The 21,633-nt window shown below is 36.8% G+C and carries 18 protein-coding genes and 1 other annotated feature; of the genes, 4 read left to right on the top strand and 14 right to left on the bottom strand.

What is annotated here, in order from left to right; all coding sequences use genetic code 11:
• Nucleotides 1-222: 222 nt before the first annotated feature.
• The 6 genes from MHH85_RS03025 to zapA all read right to left on the bottom strand — a co-directional run bounded on the left by MHH85_RS03025 (nucleotide 223) and on the right by zapA (nucleotide 8,245).
• The gene (locus tag MHH85_RS03025; protein WP_340705898.1) at nucleotides 223-2,499 is read right to left on the bottom strand and encodes an SH3 domain-containing protein; all 2,277 of its coding nucleotides are present in this window, start codon (nucleotides 2,497-2,499) and stop codon (nucleotides 223-225) included.
• Between the two features lie 336 nt (nucleotides 2,500-2,835).
• Complete coding sequence (locus MHH85_RS03020; protein WP_053416572.1) at nucleotides 2,836-3,249, bottom strand: DUF350 domain-containing protein; 414 nt, start codon at nucleotides 3,247-3,249, stop codon at nucleotides 2,836-2,838.
• 56 nt (nucleotides 3,250-3,305) lie between these two features.
• Nucleotides 3,306-5,669 (bottom strand): endonuclease MutS2, encoded by a 2,364-nt coding sequence (locus tag MHH85_RS03015; RefSeq protein WP_340705897.1) that lies wholly within the window; start codon nucleotides 5,667-5,669, stop codon nucleotides 3,306-3,308.
• A gap of 16 nt (nucleotides 5,670-5,685) precedes the next feature.
• The gene (gene polX / locus MHH85_RS03010) at nucleotides 5,686-7,392 is read right to left on the bottom strand and encodes a DNA polymerase/3'-5' exonuclease PolX (protein ID WP_340705896.1); all 1,707 of its coding nucleotides are present in this window, start codon (nucleotides 7,390-7,392) and stop codon (nucleotides 5,686-5,688) included.
• A gap of 47 nt (nucleotides 7,393-7,439) precedes the next feature.
• Nucleotides 7,440-7,979 (bottom strand): CvpA family protein, encoded by a 540-nt coding sequence (locus MHH85_RS03005; protein WP_193740677.1) that lies wholly within the window; start codon nucleotides 7,977-7,979, stop codon nucleotides 7,440-7,442.
• Nucleotides 7,980-7,984: 5 nt separating this feature from the next.
• Entirely contained in the window at nucleotides 7,985-8,245 is a 261-nt protein-coding gene (zapA, locus tag MHH85_RS03000) for a cell division protein ZapA (RefSeq protein WP_193740678.1), read from the bottom strand.
• 84 nt (nucleotides 8,246-8,329) lie between these two features.
• Here zapA and rnhC point away from each other — a divergent pair, with 84 nt between their 5' ends.
• A complete protein-coding gene (gene rnhC, locus MHH85_RS02995; RefSeq protein ID WP_193740679.1) occupies nucleotides 8,330-9,265 on the top strand; it encodes a ribonuclease HIII in 936 nt (311 codons plus the stop codon).
• Between the two features lie 47 nt (nucleotides 9,266-9,312).
• Here rnhC and MHH85_RS02990 read toward each other — a convergent pair whose 3' ends face one another.
• From MHH85_RS02990 to MHH85_RS02960, 7 genes are all read right to left on the bottom strand, one after another.
• Nucleotides 9,313-10,095 carry an ABC transporter permease gene (locus MHH85_RS02990; RefSeq protein ID WP_340705895.1) on the bottom strand — a complete coding sequence of 261 codons (783 nt, stop codon included), beginning with the start codon at nucleotides 10,093-10,095 and terminating at the stop codon, nucleotides 9,313-9,315.
• Nucleotides 10,092-10,976, bottom strand: coding sequence for an ABC transporter ATP-binding protein (locus MHH85_RS02985; RefSeq protein ID WP_340705894.1), 885 nt, complete (start codon nucleotides 10,974-10,976; stop codon nucleotides 10,092-10,094). Before MHH85_RS02985 ends, MHH85_RS02990 begins: the two co-directional genes overlap by 4 nt.
• Complete coding sequence (locus MHH85_RS02980; RefSeq protein ID WP_193740682.1) at nucleotides 10,973-11,161, bottom strand: PLD nuclease N-terminal domain-containing protein; 189 nt, start codon at nucleotides 11,159-11,161, stop codon at nucleotides 10,973-10,975. The genes MHH85_RS02985 and MHH85_RS02980 overlap by 4 nt, the downstream gene beginning before the upstream one ends.
• Nucleotides 11,162-11,285: 124 nt before the next feature.
• Nucleotides 11,286-13,691, bottom strand: coding sequence for a phenylalanine--tRNA ligase subunit beta (pheT, locus tag MHH85_RS02975; RefSeq protein ID WP_340705893.1), 2,406 nt, complete (start codon nucleotides 13,689-13,691; stop codon nucleotides 11,286-11,288).
• Between the two features lie 12 nt (nucleotides 13,692-13,703).
• Entirely contained in the window at nucleotides 13,704-14,741 is a 1,038-nt protein-coding gene (pheS, locus tag MHH85_RS02970) for a phenylalanine--tRNA ligase subunit alpha (RefSeq protein ID WP_340708116.1), read from the bottom strand.
• A 123-nt stretch (nucleotides 14,742-14,864) separates the two neighbouring features.
• Nucleotides 14,865-15,095, bottom strand: a binding site (T-box leader).
• A gap of 63 nt (nucleotides 15,096-15,158) precedes the next feature.
• On the bottom strand, nucleotides 15,159-15,929 hold the full coding sequence (locus MHH85_RS02965; RefSeq protein ID WP_340705892.1) for a TrmH family RNA methyltransferase: 771 nt from the start codon (nucleotides 15,927-15,929) through the stop codon (nucleotides 15,159-15,161).
• Nucleotides 15,930-15,952: 23 nt separating this feature from the next.
• Entirely contained in the window at nucleotides 15,953-16,930 is a 978-nt protein-coding gene (locus tag MHH85_RS02960; RefSeq protein ID WP_340705891.1) for a zinc-binding dehydrogenase, read from the bottom strand.
• A gap of 134 nt (nucleotides 16,931-17,064) precedes the next feature.
• On the opposite strand from MHH85_RS02960, the gene sspI reads away from it, so the two are divergent.
• The gene (gene sspI, locus MHH85_RS02955) at nucleotides 17,065-17,271 is read left to right on the top strand and encodes a small acid-soluble spore protein SspI (protein ID WP_193740686.1); all 207 of its coding nucleotides are present in this window, start codon (nucleotides 17,065-17,067) and stop codon (nucleotides 17,269-17,271) included.
• A 218-nt stretch (nucleotides 17,272-17,489) separates the two neighbouring features.
• Here the strand turns inward: sspI and MHH85_RS02950 are convergent, their stop codons facing one another.
• A complete protein-coding gene (locus MHH85_RS02950) occupies nucleotides 17,490-18,632 on the bottom strand; it encodes a C40 family peptidase (protein ID WP_340705890.1) in 1,143 nt (380 codons plus the stop codon).
• Between the two features lie 304 nt (nucleotides 18,633-18,936).
• On the opposite strand from MHH85_RS02950, the gene MHH85_RS02945 reads away from it, so the two are divergent.
• Both MHH85_RS02945 and MHH85_RS02940 read left to right on the top strand, forming a co-directional pair.
• Nucleotides 18,937-20,322 (top strand): FAD-binding oxidoreductase, encoded by a 1,386-nt coding sequence (locus MHH85_RS02945; protein ID WP_193740687.1) that lies wholly within the window; start codon nucleotides 18,937-18,939, stop codon nucleotides 20,320-20,322.
• 230 nt (nucleotides 20,323-20,552) lie between these two features.
• Nucleotides 20,553-21,527 carry a bile acid:sodium symporter family protein gene (locus MHH85_RS02940; protein ID WP_193741050.1) on the top strand — a complete coding sequence of 325 codons (975 nt, stop codon included), beginning with the start codon at nucleotides 20,553-20,555 and terminating at the stop codon, nucleotides 21,525-21,527.
• Nucleotides 21,528-21,633 lie beyond the last annotated feature (106 nt).

Below are 21,633 nucleotides of genomic sequence, written 5' to 3'. Positions count from 1 at the left end.
TCCTATAATTCAGTATAAAATAAAAGTGGTAACGCTTTCAAATTTAATATCAATTTATTGGAAATAACCTTATCCCTTCTATTGGGAGCAATAAAAATCTTACCGATTATCATTCACTTAAATAAGCTAATCATACAAAAACAATAAAGTTCACCATTACCAGATAAAAAAATGACTTCAATTTTTTATCGAAGTCAAATTTTTATATTTTAAAATATATACTTATTTATTTAATTCTCGAACTAAATAGGTACCGGATGCATAGCCTTGTTTTCCATTTGGTAATTTTACTTTATACCAAGTACCACTCATAATTGGCTTATTATCTTCATCTATTTCCAGTTCAACAAATTGATAATTTGCTAATTCAGCAACTTTAGAACTGGATGCATTTGCTTCTGAGCGTACATTTAATGCTATTCCATTAGCTGAAGAAGTATTAACACGCGCTAAGTTCTTCGCAGTAAAATGTTTATTGTAAGCACTGAAACTAACAACATTTGTATAATACTTTTTCCCTTTATAGGATACTGTTAGCCAATAATCATTATGCTTTTCTAGCAAATTGAAAGACTCACCCTTTGGAATAGTTGCTGCAACACTATTTGTATTTCCTTTTTCACTGTATACATTCAAATTACTATTCGCAATTGCTAACGTTCCAGTTGGGAACACATCTTTAAGCTCCGGATACTTAGGAGCAGAAGGAACAACTGTATTAGGTACTTTTGAAATTGCTCCTTCTTTAGCATATGCCAAGATTCCGTTCATATGATTGGCAATTGCATTTCCCCAATTAGTATCACTTGCATAATAAAAATTCATCCCCTTACTTAAGGAATCAATGCGAGCTCCATTAACGTTTTTAACGGAGTATCCTAAATAGGCCCCACTATTGTATTTCCAATTGGCAGGATTTAAATAAGTAGCCTTCATTGATTGCGCAATAAATTCCAAATTGTTGTCGATGGAATCAAATTTTACAGCACCTATGAACGGGGTGATATCATATGCTCCAAAGCCGAATAAGTTATTTCTTCCAAGTGAAATGTCAGAAACTCCAAATCCACTCTCATGAATTGCATGTGCTGCAAAATATAGAGCGTTTACGCCATACTTATTGGCAGCATCAATAATCGCTTGTCCTTTTCCAGTTAACACACTTGTTTTCCCAATCGTTTTACCAGCAATATACGTATTGATTTGATCTGCTTTCACAGACGACTTAGTACGAAGATCCATAAACAGATAGCTATTTGGATTGGATTCTAGACTAGCAATTCTGGCCTTCGTTGTTTCATCTATTAAAGAAGCGCCAGATACAAAACCTGTAAAACCTTCATAACTCACTTGATACCATCCATTACTTGCTTTAAAAGTTGTCGTCAGCTTTGTATTTGCAGGAATCACTTTTAACAAATCTGATGATGCAGAATTTGTTTTGAGTAATTTTAAATCTTCAATATTATAAATAGTCATCTGACTAATTGATGAACCGTCTGGTAATGTAGGAGTATCGTCTTCTGTATCATCCGGTGCCGTATCTACAATTGGTTTATCGACACTAAATTTAGTACTGTCTATATACCCTGTCTCACCTTCGTAAGTTACTTTATACCAATTGCCAACTCGATCCGTCGAAGTCACTTTTGCACCTTTTGGAATGCTAGTTAGTATAGTATGCGAAACTCCCGCTTCTGCAAATAAAGACGTGGTTGAATTAGCTTTATAATCCGTACTTGTCATTTGCGTTGGTGTTACTTTACTAACTACAGTAGATTGCACAAAATAATTCTTGCCTTTGTACGATATACGATACCAAGTTTCACCCTTACTATTCACTACTGATTGCGTAGATTTGAAGATATTATTTGTTGGAATTGAGTATACTTGTGCTTTTTTGGTGCTGGGCGTTATACGAAGTGAAGCCGTTTTCTTTACTAGGAAATAAGTAGTTGTAGTCTCTTTATAAGCATCATACTCTTTCACATACGAACTACTTACCCAACCAGTTTTGCCTCCGTACATTACTTTATACCATGCTCCAGATTTCGCGGTAGCTTTCACTGTCTTTCCTTTAGGAATCGATAATAGAACTTTCCCTTTTGTAGAGTTACTAGACCGTAAATTCACCTTTTCTTTTGTTTGATAATTTGTTGCAGCGAAAGTGGAGATTGCAGTCGTTTTAGTTGTTACTTTAATATAGCTTGTATTAATATAGCCAATTTCTTTACCGAATTTCACTTTATACCAACTGCCGGTTTTAGAAATGTATGAAACAGATTTTCCTTTTGGTATTGTTAATAGAATTTTCCCTTTTGTCGAGGCTTTAGATCGTAAATTCACATTCGCAGTTACTGTATATGATTTTACGGTAGCTGCCTCAACCTTTTTTGGTGATATTGGTGTTTCGAATGAACTGATACTTGAAGTTAACAGAATCCCTATAGATATGAATGTAAATTTCGTTAGACTTATAGATGTTTTTTTATTATACAAATTCATTTTGCCCCCTCATATGTTTGAGAAATTACTTCTAAAAAACAAATACTCCCATACATTTTTTTCTAAACTATTAATATTATATCTCTATCACCATAAAAGTAGTATCAATTATATACACTATTTAACATTTTTTTATATCTTTATACTTTATAAGTTTGTTTTTATCGAAAAAATTGTTTGCTAGTCCTCCAGTATCAATTGATCAAATAAAAAAAGAAGCCCTATAAAGGACTTCAAAATTAATTCATTACTAAATAGACAATTCCTACTAAAACAAACGCAATACATACGCCAATTAGTACTTTCGATAAAGTTTCCATATACTCTCTCCTAAGAAATACTTGCACCAATAACAAATGACAGACCTACTGAAATTGTAAACGAAATAAAACCAACTGATCGATTATCCTTTTCAATTTCTTCATCTACCTTAAATGTCGGTGTCATGAATTCAAATAATACGTATGCAAAAATTAGTAAAATAAAACCAAACAATCCCCATCCCATCATTTCTGCGAGTGAGTTATGCTTCTCAATGGAATAACGGAAAATATTACACACCCCTAATATCTTCCCGCCTGTTGCAAGTGCAACGGCTACATTACCTCTTTTTATTTCTACCCAATTTTTGTATTTTGTTACGATTTCAAATATCACCATTGATAGGATTAAGCAAAGGACAACAACACTGAAATTACCAGCAGCCTCGACAACAGGATATTGCCAAAATCCATTTAATAACATAAATATCCCCTTTTCAATGTCAAATTTTTTCTCTATCTTTGATTACTTTAAAAGGTTTATTTTAGCTCGGCTACTGTCACACCATAGCCGCCTTCTCCTGCTTCGCCAAAACGATAGGATTTTACTCGTGGATGTCTCTTTAATAAAGCTTGAATTCCTTGGCGCAAAGCTCCAGTTCCTTTACCGTGAATAATTGAGACGCGTTGATAATTTGACAGTAATGCATCATCAATATATTTTTCCGTACGAACAATCGCATCTTCATAACGTTCTCCGCGTAGATCTAATTCCAACTTAACATTAGAGTCTCGATTTCGAACGCTTGAAACATTTACAGTTTGCTTGTCTTTTTCAGGTTTCACGTACTCTAAATCTGATTCATCAAGCTTCATCTTCAATATTCCAATTTGCACAACCCATTCAGAATTTGATACTTTTTCAAGTAACACACCTTTTTGACCGTAACTCAGTACTTTTACTTCGTCACCCTTAGATAATTCTTGAGCGCGCGCTTTCAATTGCTGTTGTTTTTTCAGTACTTTATTTTCCGGTGCGGCTTTTTCTAAACGTTTACGTGCATCTATGATTTCATGCTCTTTAACAATCTTGTTTGCATTTAAGCGCATTTTATGAAGTTCTGAAATAACCTCTTCTGCTTCTTTTTTAGCTTCATCCACAATTTTACGTGCTTTGTCTTTTGCTTTTTGTTCTAATACTTCTTTTTTAGCTTCATAGGCTTTTAATTTTTCATCTAACTCTGCTTGAAGTGCTTCTGCTTGCTTGCGTAATTCAAGCGTTCTTTCTGCATCTTCTTCTGATTGACGTCGACTTTCTTCTAAAGACGCAATCATTGATTCAACTTCATGACGATCAGTACCAGTGAATGTTTTAGCACGATCAATAATAGAATCTGGTAAACCAAGACGAGTCGAAATTTCAAAGGCATTACTACGACCTGGAACTCCTATAAGTAGACGATAAGTCGGGCTAAGCGTCTCCACATCAAATTCCACACTTGCATTGACAACACCTGGACGATTATAGCCATATGCTTTTAACTCAGGATAGTGAGTTGTTGCCATTACTCGTGCTCCGCGACCATGTACTTCATCTAAAATTGAAATGGCAAGTGCTGCACCTTCTTGTGGGTCAGTCCCTGCACCTAGCTCATCAAAAAGAATGAGTGAACGATCGTCGAATTGATTTAAAATATCAACAATATTCACCATATGTGATGAAAATGTACTCAAGCTTTGCTCAATAGATTGTTCATCACCAATATCAGCAAATAACTGATCAAATACCGCAAGATGAGAACCATCAAGGGCTGGTACTGGAATACCAGACTGCGCCATTAATGTACATAGCCCCACTGTTTTTAACGTAACCGTTTTACCACCTGTGTTAGGTCCAGTAATTACGATTGAAGTGAAGTCTTTACCAAATTCAATATCATTTGCTACTGCTTCTTCAATTGGTAGTAAAGGATGACGCGCTTTACCTAATTTTATATATCCATCGCTATTCATAATCGGCTTCGAACATTTATTGGCTTGTCCGTATTTTGCTTTTGCCAAAATGACGTCTATTTCACCAAGTAGTTGCACAGTGATAAAGATGTCATGTGCTACCTCTTGTACTTTTAAAGATAACATTAATAAAATGCGTGCGATTTCAACTTGTTCTTTTGATTTTAATTGATGGATTTCGTTATTCGCTTGTACGACAGCATCCGGTTCAATATATAGTGTTTGACCAGATGAAGATTGATCGTGCACAACACCACCGTAATGACTACGATATTCTGATTTTACTGGAATAACAAAACGATCATTACGAATTGTTACAATCGCATCAGATAGCATTTTTGTTGCATTAGTACCACGTGTTAAACTCGCTAATTTTTCACGCACACGACCTTCTTGTGCTCGCAATTGCTGACGAATTGAACGAAGCTCAGAGCTAGCAGAGTCTAGAATAGCACCGTTCTCATCGATACAAGCATTAATCTCATGCTGTAAGCCTGTCAATGTTGGCATGCTTTCTTTTTTCTGAATGAAGTATGGGATTTGTATATCCTCTTCTATTTCAATTCCTTCAATAAACTGACGTAGTATACGACTTGCACGAATTGTGCTCGAAATCTCCATCAATTCAACTGGACTAAGGACACCACCAATTTGCGCACGTCTAGCATGCGGACGGACGTCGAAAATACCGCCCATCGGTACATTACCTTTAACGCGTAGAATTGATAAACCTTCATCCATTTCATCTAATAGTTGTAATACTTTTTCAAGATCAGTTTCAGGGACAAGCTCATCGATCACAGTTTTCCCTAAAGAGCATGTACAATATGAAGCTACTTGAGCACGTACTTTATCAAATTCTAGTGTTTTCAATGCGCGTTCTGCTATCATTCAAAACACCTCCCCTTCATTTCTTCTGTATAAAGTGGACAAAATCTTCTAATGACCACGTATTCACGATATTATTTTTCTTTAACCACGCTTTTTGAGCGTATTTCGTTCCAACTTCCATAAAACGAAGTTGATCAATGGCATGTGCATCCGTGTTTATTGCAATTGGCACCCCAGCAGCTGCCGCCATTTCTAAATGTTCTTCACATAAATCAAGGCGATATGGGTTTGCATTTAACTCTAAAATTTTACCATATTCTTTAGCCCATTCAATCAATTGTGGGATATCTGGATTATAGCCTTCGCGGTCACCAATAATACGGCCAGTGGGATGGGCAATCATATGAACATATGGGTTTTTTAGCGCATTATGTAGCCTATCCATAATTTTCTCTTGAGGCTGTGAAAAGCTAGAGTGAATAGACGCAATGACAAAGTCTAATTCCTTTAACACATCATCTTCAAAATCAAGAGAGCCATCAGGTAAAATATCCATCTCAGTTCCTGCTAGCAAACGGAAATCTGGATGCTTTTCATTGAATGCCCAAATCTCTTTACGCTGTTCGATTAAACGTTCAGGTGTTAAACCATTTGCGACTTTTAAATATTGTGAGTGGTCCGTAATAACCCCATATTCATAACCTCTAGCTATGAGAGCTTCACCCATTTCATGTACTGCATAAGCACCATCAGACCATGTTGTATGCATATGCAAATCAGAGCGAATATCTTCTAATTGAACAAGTTCCTTAATCTCATCTAAACGGTCAAATTCTTTGTTACCTACTCGTATACTAGGTGGGATAAACGGTAAATCGAAATGAGCAAAAAATTCAGTCTCAGAAGTAAATGTTGTTATAGATCCATCCGCCTGCTCTACACCGTATTCACTTATTTTCTTACCAAGATCTTTTGCCAATTGACGCATTCTTACATTATGTTCTTTTGACCCAGTAAAATGATGAAGTGCTGTTGCGTATTCATCTTGTGTCACTAGACGGAAGTCAACGCTAACGGGCTCTTCTGCGTCCAAAGTTACTGAGATTTTAGTATCCCCCGCTGCAATGGTCTCTGAAATAACAAGTGATCCTAAAAGTTGTTCTTTGACAGCTTCTCGGTTTGCTGTTGCTATGATGAAATCGACGTCCTTGCTCGACTCCTTTACTCTTCTAAAGCTACCTGCAACCGAAAACTGTTGCACTTCAGCAATTCCACTTAAAATAACTTCAATTTCCTGTACAACTTTATCTAGTTGCCAAATAGGTAGTCGCTCAGATCGTGTGCCAAATGCCTCTAGTTCTTTTAATATCTTTTCTTCAGTTTTCTTGCCAAACCCAGCAAGAGCAGACACTTTACCTTCTTCACAAGCTGCTTTTAGTGCCTCTGCTGAATCTACACCTAACTCTTGATATAACTTAGCAATTTTCTTTCCACCAAGACCCGGTAATTTTAATAATGGTGGTAATCCTTTAGGTACTTCCTCTTCAAGTTCTTTTAATACAGAAGATTCGCCCGTTGCCAGTAGATCTTCTATAACTGCAGCTGTTCCCTTACCGATACCTTTTATCGCAGTAATATCTTCAATTTCACTTAGGCTTCTTGTGTCTGCTTCTAGTGCTGCTGCAGCTTTTCTAAATGCTGAAATTTTAAATGGATTAACACCTTGTAATTCTAAATACAAGGCTATTTTTTCAAATGTACGAATGATAGTTTTTTTATTCAAAAAATGACCTCCTTATTCGTGAAAAAACTGCTCTCAGTTGAGAGCAGTTATTTCATGTAGACAAACCACATATTTTTGAACATGTTCGAAATAATCGGTGTATATTCGAGCATTAATTTTGTTAGGACTGAACTATCCACATACTTTTGGATATTATCTAATGGTAACAATGCTAAAATATAAAGTAAAATAAATACTAATATATAAGCTTCTATAAATCCTAGTATTCCGCCAAAAAAGCGATTGAACGGACCTATAATAGGCACATATTTTAAGAAATCAAAAATAGATGCTACAATTTGCATTGCAAATTTGACGACAAAGAAAATAAGTGCAAAAGCCAGTAGCTGATAAAATGTTTGACTAAGATCTAATTGTTCCATCGCATAAGTTAACTTCGTATTCCCGTCAACTGCTGGATACGGAATCCACAGCACAAATTTCTCAGCTAAAGGTTTATAATAAACGTAAGCGACAATCATCGCGATTAAAAATCCAATGATATGTATCAACTGGACTACTAAACCTCTTCTTCCGCCAGTGATAATGCCGGCAATTAATAAAATAATTATAAGTATATCGATCATTTACTTCAATCCTTTAGTTTTTTCAGTTCTTCTTCTAATAATACAAGTTGCTCTTTTAATTTCAAACTATCATTTACTGAATTTACAGCTGTAAGGACGGCCAGTTTTGTACTGTCAAGGCTCGGGTTTGCCGATTTAATCTCTCTCATAGTATTGTCAACTGTGGACGCGACTAAACGCATATGTGTTGTTGACTCTGTACCAAGCATAGTATATGTTTGACCATATATATCAACTGAAATTCGATTTTTTTGTTGCTCTGACACAGCTGCCCCTCCTTAAAATCCTATTTCTAATCATACCATGAAATTGTTTATCATGTGAATAACGAGAGTAGAAAGGACTATAAAATGTCTAATATTGTAATTGTTTTAACAACCGAAAAGCAAGGAGAACTTGCTTCTTATTATGCCTCATCTAGAGTAGAACGCAATGCGCCAGGAGTCATATTTGCTGCGAAGTTAGGAGATACTTCTATCACTTCATATAAATCTGGCAAGGTGATGTTTCAAGGTAACGGAGCCGAACGGGAGTCTAGTAGATGGGGGAAACCTAATGATCCTACGACTAAAAAGACGTCATCAAAGGGTGATAAGTTGCCTTCCAATTTTGAACAACTCTCTGTAATGGGTTCTGATGAAACAGGAACAGGCGATTACTTCGGCCCAGTAACGGTAGCAGCCGTATATGTATCTGCTGATAAAATAGCACTCGTTCGTGAGCTCGGTGTTAAAGACTCTAAAATGCTAACGGATGATTTTATGAGACAAATCGCGCCTGACTTAATGCGAGCACTACCTCATAGCATTCTAACTGTACGAAACGACAAATATAACACAATTCAAGCTAGAGGCTGGTCTCAAGGGAAAATCAAAGCAATGATGCACAACCAGGCACTTCATAACGTGCTCGGCAAAATTGCACCAGAAAAACCAGCACATATTTTGATTGACCAATTTGCGGAACGTGGCATTTACTACAACCACCTAAAAAATGAAAAAATCATCGTCAAAGAGAATGTACTATTTGCTACTAAAGCAGAACAATTACATGTTTCAGTAGCTGCTGCCTCTATTCTAGCACGATATGCCTTCTTAAAAGAAATGGACCGCCTCGGCGATTTAGTTGGCTTTGATCTTCAAAAGGGAGCTAGTAATAAGGTAGATGAAATGGCCGCACGTATTTTATTATCAAAAGGCGAAGCGACATTAAAATCTATGACGAAATGGCATTTTGCAAATACTCAAAAAGCGCATGCCATTGCCGCTAAAAAACGCTCCAAATAAAACAAGCTATTCCTCTCTTTCATCAAGAGAAGGAATAGCTTGTTTTTTTATATTTTTATATTTTCCATATTCTTTCTTGCTCCAAATACTCCAACAAACATTAACACTATTATGGCAACAACCGTCACGACGACTGATAACCAAAAATCACTACTATCTGGTTTTGACCCAAGCCACGTTACTGCGTATGTGCCCAATTTCCAAGGAGACACTGTCCAGAACTGTCCGATAATGCTATCGATTAACTGTAGAAAATACGTCAGAAGAATTGCTAGAGTACCCGCAACACCCGTAGAGAATAATGCACTCGCTGTGACTGTTACCGTCACGACGAACAATATCCATAGACTATACGTGCCAATGAGGGCTGCTATCCGCCAAGCGTCTACTTCATTATAGAAAATCACTGTATAATAGTAACTCGCTAATAAGCCTATTATTGTACTAACGAGTGCAACAATTGTTGCTCCAGACCACTTACTGAAGTAATACGAAGAAAAAGATATTGGTCGTACATATAGTAGTGCAGCTGTACGATTTTTTCTTTCTTTACTAATAATCCCCATAAAGCTTAAAACAAAAATAAGTGCAACAATAAGATGGAATTGTCCGACTGTAGAAGCTATTACTTCAACTGATGTCACATCTGCTATACCCATATCAAATCCCTCAGGCATATTGCCAACAGCCTTCATAATATCTTCCATATAATATAGTGTTACCGGCTGCATAACACCATATAATACAAATACAAGAGGAATCCATAATATCTTCAAGCTACGTACATGATCACGCCATTCTTTTTGTAAAAGTACACGCCATTGCATCATAGTTTTGCCACCTTCATGAAGATTTCCTCCAAGCTAGCAGATTGCTGCTCAACTTTCCGGATTGCAAAGGTCTCCTTCGCTAACTCCTGAATAACTTGTTGCATATCATCTGTCTGTAAAATTACATTGTTACCTTGTTGATCTGCACTGAATGCGCTATTTCGAACAAATTGAGCAGCCTCTTCTACTACTTTAAACTCCACTACAATTTGACGATGTTCATATTTTGCTTTGACATCTTGTAATGAACCTTGCTCAACTAATTTACCAGCTTTCAAGAATAATAGCTGATCCGTCATTTGCTCAGCATCATTCAAAATATGTGTTGAATACAAAATTGTCATTTCTTGTTGTAACGACTTCATCAAATTCATCATATCTAAGCGACCTGCTGGATCAAGAGCTGATACTGGCTCATCCAATAAGAGGAGTTTGGGTTTATGTATAATGGCTTGTGCTAGACCCAATCTTTGTTTCATACCACCAGAGAACGTACCAATCTTCTTATTTGCTGCATCTTTTAATCCAACGAATTGAAGCATTTTCTCTGACTCTTCCTTCGCAGTTTGAGCAGTCAATCCACTTAATCTGGCTGCCATTATTAAAAATTCACTCGCAGTTAGCCAAGAATTGAACTGTGGATATTGTGGTAAAAACCCAATCGCAGCTCTCGGGTCCCCTACTATTCCGTCGAATTGAATTTGCCCATTTGTTGGTTTTAATAGCCCAGCAAGCATTGATAATATAGTTGTTTTACCTGCTCCATTTGGTCCAATTAAAGCCGTTGCTGTTCCTTGTGTTAACTCAAAAGATATATTTTTAATCACTTCTTGCTGTCCATAATTCTTTTGCAACGCTGAAACTTGTAATAACTGACTCATACTTGTTTTCTCCCGAAGATAAAGTAAATAATCGGTCCTATTATGCTTACACAAACTATAGCTATAGCCCACAGCCATTTTGGACCATTTGTTTGCGGGATTTTCACTAAGTCTATTAAAGCAACGATCAATAAAATAAACTGAATGATTATAATCGGTAAAAGCATCATTAATAATGAACTCATCTTGTTCACCTCTTCTTTGTTATACAATAAGTATAACAGATAACTTCTTCCATGAAAAGGATAATAAAAAAATACCTAACCAAGACATAACGTCTGGTCAGGTATTAGTATGAAAATCAATTTATTAACGAATTTGCGCATTTGCTTCTGCTAATGCTTTTAACACTTCGTCATGTGCTGCTACTACTTCTTCATCTGTTAAAGTACGCTCAGGTTCGAAGTACTGTAGTGAGAATGCAACTGATTTTTTACCTTCTTCCATTTTGTCTCCTTCATATAAATCGAAGACACGAACATCTTTCAATAATGTGCCACCTGCTTGACGGATAATTGTTTCAAGATCCGCTGCCGCTACGCTTCTATCAACAACTAAAGCGATATCACGAGACATCGAAGGGAAACGTGGAACCGGAACGTAAACTAGTGCTTCAGTAGACGCTTCTAAAATAGCTGCTAAGTTCATTTCCATTACGTATGTTTCTTTTAATCCATTTGCTTTTTGTTCAGTTGGGTGCAATTGCGCGATTAAACCAATACGGTTGCCCTTTAATAATACGTTAGCCGTACGTCCTGGGTGTAAACCATCTACAGTAGCGCGTTCAAATGTTACTGCTTCTGTTAAACCTAGGCGATCAAATAGACCCTCAACGATTCCTTTTAATACGAAGAAATCCACTTGTTTATGTTCACCTTGCCAAGCATGATCTAACCATTTACCTGTGATAACTGCAGCTACATGTTCTTCTTCATGTGGAAGATTTTCTTCAGTTAAACCTAAGAATACAGAATCTACTTCATAAAGTGCTACTAAGTCTGCTGAACGTGCGACATTATAAGACGCTGCTTCCACTAAATGTGGGATTAAGCTTTGACGTAATGTGCTGCGTTCTTCACTCATTGGCATTAACAGTTTTGTAACAGGCGCTGTTTCTAATGCAAATTTTTGTGAAAGTACATCAGATGTTAATGAGTAAGTAATCGCTTGGTGAAGACCTGCACCTTCTAAATAAGCACGTACAATACGACGTTTTGCTTGATAAGGTGTTAAACCACCAGGTGTTGTTTCACTTACAGGAAGTGTTGTTGGAATTTCATCGTAACCATAAATTCGTGCAATTTCTTCGACGATATCTTCCTCAATTTTAATATCTTGACGGCGAGTTGGTGCATCAACATAGAGCATGCCATTCGCAGTTTCAACATCAAATTTTAATCTTTTTAAAATTGACTCCATATCATCTAAAGAAATCTTCATACCAAGACGAGCATTGATAAAGTCAGGAGAAACGATTACTTTTGAAGGTGTTTTATCTAATTCATCAAACATGACTGAGCCAGCTAATACTTCCCCACCAGCTAGTTCTGCTAATAATTTCGCTGCACGTTCCGCTGCAGGAATAACACGGTTCGGATCAAGACCTTTTTCAAAACGGGCACTTGCATCACTACGTAAACCTAAATCTTTTGATGTGTAGCGTACTGATAAACCTTCAAAGTATGCTGATTCAATAACAACAGTCGTTGTCCCATCATGCACTTCTGAGTTTAATCCGCCCATAACTCCAGCTACAGCTACTGGCTCTTTACCATTAGTAATAACAAGATTATTTGCATTTAATGTACGTTCTTTATCATCAAGAGTCGTTATTTTTTCGCCTTCATTAGCTAAACGAACTACGATTTCCCCTGTTCCTAAACGGTCATAGTCAAATGCGTGAAGCGGTTGACCATATTCCATTAAGATGTAGTTAGTGACATCGACAACATTGTTATGCGGACGTACGCCAGCCGCCATTAAACGCTGTTGTAACCATAATGGAGACTCAGCGACTTTAACGTTTTTCACGACTTTTGCTACGTACATAGGGTTTTCTACCGGTGCATCTACTCGAAGTTTTAAATAATCAGAAGCTTTTTCAGCTGATTCTGTATAATCTATTTCTGGTAATTTGACATCCTCAGAAAGGATTGCTCCTACTTCATAAGCTACACCTAACATACTCATAGCATCTGAACGATTTGGTGTTAAACCAAGTTCAAGCACTGTGTCATATCGGCCAAGCACTTCAAGTGGATCTGCCCCTACTGGTGTTTCTGCAGGTAATACGAAAATACCATCACTATAAGCTTTTGGTACTAATTTACCTTCGATACCAAGCTCTTGTAATGAACAAATCATACCGTTTGATACTTCACCACGAAGTTTGGCTTTTTTGATTTTTCCACCCGGTAAATGTGCACCTGGTCGAGCAACGATCACTTTTTGACCAACTGCTACGTTTGGAGCACCACATACGATTTGTGATAATTCTTCTTCACCAAAGTCTACTTGGCAAATATTTAATTTATCCGCTTCTGGGTGTTTTACTTTTTCTTTCACTTCGCCAACCATTAGCTTTTTCATACCTTCAGCTAGGTTTGCAACGCCGTCCACTTCAATCCCAGAACGTGTAATTTTTTCTGCTAAAACTGCTGGCTCTAGGCCTTGTAAATCAACATATTGTTCTAACCATTTTAACGATACTAGCATGTTTACCCCTCCTTACTCTTCTGTGCGGTGGAATTGTGATAAGAATCGGATGTCATTTGTATAGAAATGACGGATATCGTCCACCCCATATTTCAACATTGCAATACGTTCTTGCCCCATACCAAATGCGAAGCCTGAAACTTTTTTAGGATCGTATCCAGCCATCTCAAGAACGTTTGGATGCACCATACCGGCACCTAAAATTTCAATCCAACCTGTTTGTTTACATAAACTACAGCCAGATCCACCACATTTGAAACAAGAGATATCCATTTCTACTGAAGGCTCAGTGAATGGGAAGAAACTTGGGCGTAAACGAATTTCACGTTCTTGGCCAAACATTTTTTTCGCAAAAAGATCCAAAGTACCTTTTAAATCGCTCATTGTAATGTTCTCGCTTATTACAAGTCCTTCGATTTGATTGAACTGATGCGAATGTGTAGCATCATCATTGTCACGACGGAATACTTTACCCGGACAGATAATTTTCACAGAAGCACCTTGTTTTTCTTCCATAGTACGAGCTTGTACTGGAGAAGTCTGTGTACGAAGTAAAATCTCTTCAGAAATATAGAATGTATCTTGCATATCACGAGCAGGGTGACCTTTTGGTAGGTTTAATGCTTCGAAGTTATAATAGTCTTTTTCAACTTCTGGTCCTTCCGCAATTTCATATCCCATGCTGATGAATAAGTCTTCAATTTCTTCAACAACCTTTGTTAGCGGATGTTTACTACCAACTTTTATTGGACGTCCTGGTAAAGTCACGTCAATTGACTCTTTTTCTAGTTGTTCCTGAACCGCTTTTTCTTCCAGTAATTGAGCACGTGCTTCAAGCACCTCAGTCACTTCTTGACGTACAACGTTTACTAGAGCACCCATTTTAGGACGTTCCTCTGCAGGAAGTTTACCCATCCCTTTTAATAAATCCGTGATCGGACCTTTTTTACCTAAATAAGCAACACGCACATCATTCAACTCTTTAGAGTTCGATACCGCTGCAATTTTCGCTAAAGCTTCTTCCTTTAGCTGATTTAATTGTTCTTCCATTGCCATTTAAATTCCTCCTTCCAATATCGAATAGTAAAAACAGATTGATTGTTTTTACTAAACACGCAAACCGTCTTTTCATGTAGACTGTAAAAAAATCTGCACAAAAAAACTCGCCCCCTAAAAAGGGACGAGGACATAGTTCGCGGTACCACCCTAGTTATTGTACTTAAGTACAATCACTTCATTGACATAACGGCTCTAAACCGGCCTACCTTTACAGCAATTGCTGGTCCCGGTGGCTGCTAACGGAGTGAACTTCCATGTAACACAACTTTATGCACGCTTGCAGTCTTTGGCGAGCACTCCCTAAAAAGTGTAGAAACATATACTTTTTCCGATCGAAGCATTTAAATTATTTTTAATTATTGTATGCAATAATATTCATTATACGCAACTAAATTGTTTTCTTCAAGGTTACTTTGCCGAAACTGCGAAGTTATATAACAAAATACCAGAAGCTACTGCTACATTTAAAGATTCAGCTTGCCCTAAAATCGGAATGATAACATTGGCATCTGTTTTTGCAAGTAAGTCTGGGTGAATACCATTGCCTTCATTGCCCATAATAAGTGCAAATTTATCGCCTTTTTTCACTTCCGAATAGACTACTGCATTATCAAGAGCTGTCCCGATAACTGGGATTAATCTGTCTTGTAAATTATCAATCCAGTCTCCAAGATCCCCTTTTACAACAGGAATATGGAAATGCGAGCCTTGAGCAGAGCGTACTGTTTTTGGATTGAAAGCATCAGCTGAGCCTTTACCAAGAATAACTGCATCAATACCAGCTGCATCTGCCGTACGAATCATTGTACCCACATTGCCCGGATCTTGAACTGCATCAATTAATAATAATTTTGTCCAGCCAGCTTGTTCTTCCTCTGTTACCTCACGTTGTTTACATTGTGCGAAGATCCCTTGAGGGTGCTCTGTTTCAGACAATTCTTTTGCAATTGCTTGTGTTACTTCTACAACAAAAATGTCATCCATATTCCATGTATGTGGAATGTCCACACCTTCACGGACGATAATTGTTAGTACCTCACCATTGTTTTTAATTGCTTCTTCAACTAAATGGAAACCTTCAACGATAAATTCGCCAGAGCGTTCACGTTCTTTTCTAGTTGTCACTAGCTTTTTCCAATACTTCACTAGTGAATTTTGTGGTGATTCTATTCTTTTCATAAAATGTATACCGCCTTTAGTTTTTAAATCGTTATTGTTATTTTGCCAAACTGATGATTTTCTTTTAAATATTCAAGCGCTTGTTCCGCTTCATCTAATGAGAAAGTTCGGTCCATCACTGGATGCGTGTTAAATTCCGCCAAATGCTCAAGGCATGCACGGAATTCCTCGCGACTTCCCATTGTAGTCCCATACAATGTATATTGTCCATAGAAAAATTTTCGTAAGTCAAAATCGACAACGTCTTCTGTTGTTGCACCGAACAATACTATTTTACCACCCTTTTTTAAAACATCCAAAGAGCGATTAAAAGTAGCGCGTCCAACACTTTCAATAACAACATCGATTTGTTCCTCTTTTAATAATTCTACCCAGTCAGCATGCGTATCAATCGCAATATCAGCACCGAGTTCAAGCGCTGCATTTCGTTTTTCTTCACTACGAGATGAGACTATGACTCTAGCTCCAACATTTTTAGCCATTTGGATTAAAAATGTTGCAACACCGCTACCTGCTCCTGGAATAAATATTGTTTGGCCTGCTTCTATTTGCCCTTTTGTAAATAAGGCACGATAACCTGTTAATGGCGAAATACCAATTACAGAAGCCTCTTCAAATGAAAGATGTGCTGGCTTCCGCTCAAGTTGTTCGACTGAAATTGCAATTTTCTCCGCGAATGTTCCGTTGTCAGGGAAGCTTAAAATATCAAAATCAGCAGGAGGGACATCAGAATTTTCATACCAACGCAATGAAGGATTAATAATGACTTCATCTCCTACTTGCCAATCTGTCACACCCTCACCTATTGCCTCTATAACACCGGCTGCATCAGAACCTAATATAAGCGCCTCACTATCATTTCCTAGACGTCCAGGTGTATACAAATCTCGACGATTTAAGCCTGCAGCTTTAATCGCAACGACTGCTTCTAAAGCTCCAGCTTGTGGTTTAGGTAATTCAGTTACTTTTAAAGATCCTTTTTCAAAAACAAATGCTCTCATGATAAAACAACCCCTTAGTATGTAATATTTATTCAAAATTCCCAATAGTAAATAATATCAACCATTCTAATTTTAACAAATGAATGTATAACTATCGAGCCTAACGGCAAAAATGAAAATAGGAGGGATGAAGTATGAATTTTCAAATACGACAAGCCGTTAAAGCTAATGTTCAAGGTCAAAGCGCCGACGAACTGGAGAATGTTGTTGAAGATGCAATTAAACGCGGTGAGGAGCATTTACTCCCTGGACTTGGCGTCTTTCTAGAGGCATGGTGGAACCATGCAGATCAACAAAAACGACAAAACTTTATGCAAGATTTATCCAAAGCAATGGCCTAATAAAAAAACTGTCCAAACGATTTTAACTTCGCTTGGGCAGTTTTTCATTTTAGAGACAATGCTATTCCCATTTAGTTAATAATCATTTTGATCCTTATCTTTTTCCTAGCAAATGAAATCCTAACTATCTATATATAAAAAAGCTGAACTAATAAAATTACTTAGTTCAGCTTTTTACACATTATTGAAAATAGAATGATTATCTATTTCATTTTTAATTATCTTACGCGTGCTGCACTCGAAAAACTAGATGGATTGTATGATGCGATTTTCACTACATCACCAGTTTGTGGCGCATGTAACCATTGGCCATTCCCGATATACATACCAACGTGGTATGCAGGGCTACCAAAGAACACTAAGTCACCAGGTTGGACATCATTTGGTGAAATACGAGTACCTGCATTTTGTTGTTGACTAGACGTTCTTGGAAGACTAATGCCTTCAGAACGGTAAACATATTGCATTAAACCTGAACAATCAAAGCCTGATGGTGAAGTACCACCCCATACATACGGTACACCAAGGAAATTCTTCGCATAACCAATTAGGCCCGATGCATCTCCGCCTGAAGGTTTTTGATTTGTTAAATTTAGAACATCATTTTTGTTTGATGTTTTTGTGATATTCACTACTGGTGATAAACTCACTGATTTTTCATCGTCATTTGATGCTGTTTTTACTGCTTCTCTTACTGCTTTCTCTGCACGTTTTTGAGCAGCCTTTGCAGCTTTTTTAGCCGCTTTTTCTTCTTTAATTGTTTTTTTCGTTGCTTTTAATTTAGATACAATTTTCTTTTTATCTTTTTTGATTTGTTTCATTTCTTTAGCTAAATCTTTTTTATCTTCTTTCAATTCTTTATTAATTTTATCAAGAGCTGTTTTTGAAGTGATTAGCTTATCTTCTTTTTCATTTAGCTCTGTCATTAATGATTGATCACTATTTAAAATTTGAGTTACGGCTGTTGTACGGTCGATAAAATCAGACATACCATCAGATGATAGTAAGACATCTGCATATAACATAAATGCACTCTTGCTTTCACCTTGGATATCTCTTAATCGTTCTTCATATAATGTTTTACGGAATTCATATTCTGTTTGCGTTTGTTTAATGTCTTTTTTTGTTTGAGTAATTTTCTCGTTTGAGTTATTAATTTTCTTGTTTAGTCGATCAACCTTGTCCATTGCCTCAATAATACTGTTATCAATCTTTTGGATTTTTTGTTCAAGTTTCAAGGCTTTTTGTTCAGCTTTTGTTGGAGCTGAGTCATTTGAAGGACTAGCGTAAGAAGGGGATACTTGTAATAGAGCAGCCGCTAAAACGGTTATTGCTAAAACATTTTTGAATATCTTCTTCATTAATTATCATCTACTTTTCTATGTAATATTATGGTTTTTTTGCTATGTTTTTTAACTTGACTATTCTCCAGTCTATACTTCTGTAATATAAAAAACAATATTTCGACATATACTGTAACATAATTGTAATCTTCAGTTTATGAAATTCAGCTATTTCAAACTAACAATTAAATAGAATAGCTCTATCCATTTTTTGTCTTGCGTAATATCGTGACCATATTATAATAAATTCTATTACATTATTAATTATCCGAAAATAAGAACATTTCGGATTGTTCAAAATTATAAAGTGAGGCGAATTGAAATGACAGTAGTAGTTGATAGCATTGTAGAAGCTTTAAAGCAATTCCTAGATGGAGATCAAGTTTCCGTTAACGAGACAGTGAGAGAGCTACACGGTCAAGACGAATCATATCATGTGGCTTCCCTTCCAGACATTGTTGTTTTCCCTAAAACGAAAGAGCAAGTAAGTGAAATTATGAAACTGGCAAACGAGCTAGTAGTTCCTATAGTACCTTTTGGAAGAGGTTCTAGCTTAGAAGGCCACGTTATTCCTTACGAAAACGGTATTACAATTGACTTTTCTTTAATGGATAAAATTTTAGAAATTCGACAAGACGATTTACTCGTAAAAGTACAACCTGGTGTGACAAGAATGCAGTTAAATAAAGAACTAAAAAAACACGGCCTCTTTTTCTCTGTTGACCCTGGTGCCGACGCTACTTTAGGTGGTATGGCTGCTACAAATGCGAGTGGTACAACTGCTGTACGATATGGCGTAATGCGCGACCAAGTACGTGACTTAGAAGTTGTTTTAGCAGATGGTAGAATTATTCACACTGGTAATTTAGCTGCAAAATCATCATCTGGTTATCATTTAAATGGTTTATTTGTCGGATCTGAGGGCACTCTTGGCTGCTTCACGGAACTTACATTAAAGGTTTATGGTATTCCTGAATTTGAAACGGCTGCTCGCGCTGTCTTCCCTACGGTTGAAGATGCCATTGCTGCTGTTACTTCTGTATTACAAGTCGGTATTCCGATTGCTCGAGTTGAATTAGTCGACGAGGAATCTATCCGCCAAGTAAATCATTACAGCGACACTGATTATCCTGAAAAGCCAACTCTATTTATCGAATTCCACGGTAATGAAGCCGGTTTAGCTCAAGATGTGATATTTACACGTGAAATTATGGAGGATCACGGTTGTGTAGAAGTACAGTTCGAAACGGATAATACTGCTCGTACAAAACTGTGGGATGCTCGTCATAACTTAGCTTATGCTTATACACATGGTTACCCAGGAAAAAAACAGATGGTAACAGATGTTTGTGTTGCCATTTCAGACTTAGCAGATGCTGTTCATTTTGCACGTGAGCAACTAAATGCAGCTAACCTTCCAGGTGGGGTATTAGGTCATGTCGGCGATGGTAATTTCCACGCTATAGTTATGATTGATATGAAAGATGCGGAGGAAGTTAAGAGAGCTGATGCTTTTAATGAAGCTATTGTACAATTTGCATTAGATCGCAACGGTACTTGTACTGGAGAACACGGGGTTGGAATCGGGAAACAAAAATACCAAGCTAAAGAACATGGCGAATCATATAATATTATGAAAGCTATTAAAATCTCACTTGATCCAAAGAACATTTTGAATCCAGGTAAGATTATTCGAATAGAAGAATAAGTATTAAAATACGATACCCCGCTCCTATTAATAGTAGAAGCGGGGTTTTTACTAGTTTTTTTAAAATTCTCTTGTAATATACTTAATCACCTTTATAATAAAAATATTATTATAAATTTTCAGAATAATATTTATATTTAAATTATTGTATTGCAATGCTTACTTTTAATAATTATATTAATCCTATTTTGGAAATTTATCATCGAGATAAGGAAAGGGATGTTGTACAAATGAAAGCTCTTGAAACATTTAGCGCATTTATCGGAAAATATTTTGCTGTCTGGGTAATGCTTATTGCTGTAATAGCTTATGTAGCACCTACACCTTTTTTAGGATTAGGTCAATATATTACGATATTACTTGGAGTGGTTATGTTTGGGATGGGACTTACACTGAAGGCTAGTGATTTTAAATTAGTTCTTACAAAGCCATTGCCTGTATTGATCGGAATAATCGCTCAGTTTACGATTATGCCTTTAACAGCACTTGCAATCGCTTATATTTTGCAATTACCTTCAGAATTAGCTGCGGGTCTTGTATTACTAGGTTCTGTTCCCGGTGGTACTGCTTCTAACGTTATGGTGTATTTAGCAAAAGGAAACGTGCCCCTATCTATTACAATGACTTCTGTATCTACATTACTCGCACCTATTTTAACACCATTATTATTATTGTTATTAGCTGGTCAATGGATGCCTGTAGATGCGAAATCTATGTTTATGTCTATTATCCAAGTTATTATCGTTCCAATCGCCCTTGGTATACTTGTTCGTAAATTCTTGCCAACCGTCGTTGATAAAAGTATATCAATTGTGCCTTTAATTTCCGTTTTCGCTATCATTATCATAGTGTCGGCTGTAGTTTCAGGAAACCAAGATAAAATTGCTTCTGCTGGTTTGTTAGTATTCTTTGCTGTATTTTTACACAATGGAGCAGGCTTATTATTAGGTTACTATGCAGGGAAATTATGTGGCCTTTCTTTACAAGATCAACGAGCTATTTCTATTGAAGTAGGTATGCAAAACTCTGGATTAGGTGTAGCACTTGCCGCAGCACACTTTGGTCCCCTTGCTGCTTTACCAAGTACATTCGGAGCTGTATGGCATAATATCTCCGGACCAATCCTTGCAACGTATTGGTCAAAACGTCCTGTAGATAATGTTGAGGTTGAGAAGGCTACTTCCACTGTTACACAAAAAGCATAAAATGAGATAAGTCTTCTTGTCTGAAATCAAAATAATCCCCACCTGTTTATTTTTCAGGTGGGGATTAACTATTTTTTAGCAAGAATAGTCTTTATCTTAAAACGAT

It is taken from the genome of Viridibacillus sp. FSL E2-0187 (assembly GCF_038006425.1).
In the GTDB taxonomy this organism is placed as follows: domain Bacteria; phylum Bacillota; class Bacilli; order Bacillales_A; family Planococcaceae; genus Viridibacillus; species Viridibacillus arvi.
This window is presented reverse-complemented; position numbering and strand designations above follow the sequence as displayed.

Excerpts from the sequence above, each read along its gene's own strand:
- MHH85_RS03020 (WP_053416572.1), bottom strand. The coding sequence starts at position 3,249 with ATGTTATTAAATGGATTTTGGCAATATCCTGTTGTCGAGGCTGCTGGT.
- MHH85_RS03015 (WP_340705897.1), bottom strand. The coding sequence starts at position 5,669 with ATGATAGCAGAACGCGCATTGAAAACACTAGAATTTGATAAAGTACGT.
- MHH85_RS03005 (WP_193740677.1), bottom strand. The coding sequence starts at position 7,979 with ATGATCGATATACTTATAATTATTTTATTAATTGCCGGCATTATCACT.
- rnhC (WP_193740679.1), top strand. The coding sequence starts at position 8,330 with ATGTCTAATATTGTAATTGTTTTAACAACCGAAAAGCAAGGAGAACTT.
- MHH85_RS02990 (WP_340705895.1), bottom strand. The coding sequence starts at position 10,095 with ATGATGCAATGGCGTGTACTTTTACAAAAAGAATGGCGTGATCATGTA.
- MHH85_RS02985 (WP_340705894.1), bottom strand. The coding sequence starts at position 10,976 with ATGAGTCAGTTATTACAAGTTTCAGCGTTGCAAAAGAATTATGGACAG.
- MHH85_RS02980 (WP_193740682.1), bottom strand. The coding sequence starts at position 11,161 with ATGAGTTCATTATTAATGATGCTTTTACCGATTATAATCATTCAGTTT.
- pheT (WP_340705893.1), bottom strand. The coding sequence starts at position 13,691 with ATGCTAGTATCGTTAAAATGGTTAGAACAATATGTTGATTTACAAGGC.
- pheS (WP_340708116.1), bottom strand. The coding sequence starts at position 14,741 with ATGGAAGAACAATTAAATCAGCTAAAGGAAGAAGCTTTAGCGAAAATT.
- MHH85_RS02965 (WP_340705892.1), bottom strand. The coding sequence starts at position 15,929 with ATGAAAAGAATAGAATCACCACAAAATTCACTAGTGAAGTATTGGAAA.
- MHH85_RS02960 (WP_340705891.1), bottom strand. The coding sequence starts at position 16,930 with ATGAGAGCATTTGTTTTTGAAAAAGGATCTTTAAAAGTAACTGAATTA.
- sspI (WP_193740686.1), top strand. The coding sequence starts at position 17,065 with ATGAATTTTCAAATACGACAAGCCGTTAAAGCTAATGTTCAAGGTCAA.
- MHH85_RS02950 (WP_340705890.1), bottom strand. The coding sequence starts at position 18,632 with ATGAAGAAGATATTCAAAAATGTTTTAGCAATAACCGTTTTAGCGGCT.
- MHH85_RS02945 (WP_193740687.1), top strand. The coding sequence starts at position 18,937 with ATGACAGTAGTAGTTGATAGCATTGTAGAAGCTTTAAAGCAATTCCTA.
- MHH85_RS02940 (WP_193741050.1), top strand. The coding sequence starts at position 20,553 with ATGAAAGCTCTTGAAACATTTAGCGCATTTATCGGAAAATATTTTGCT.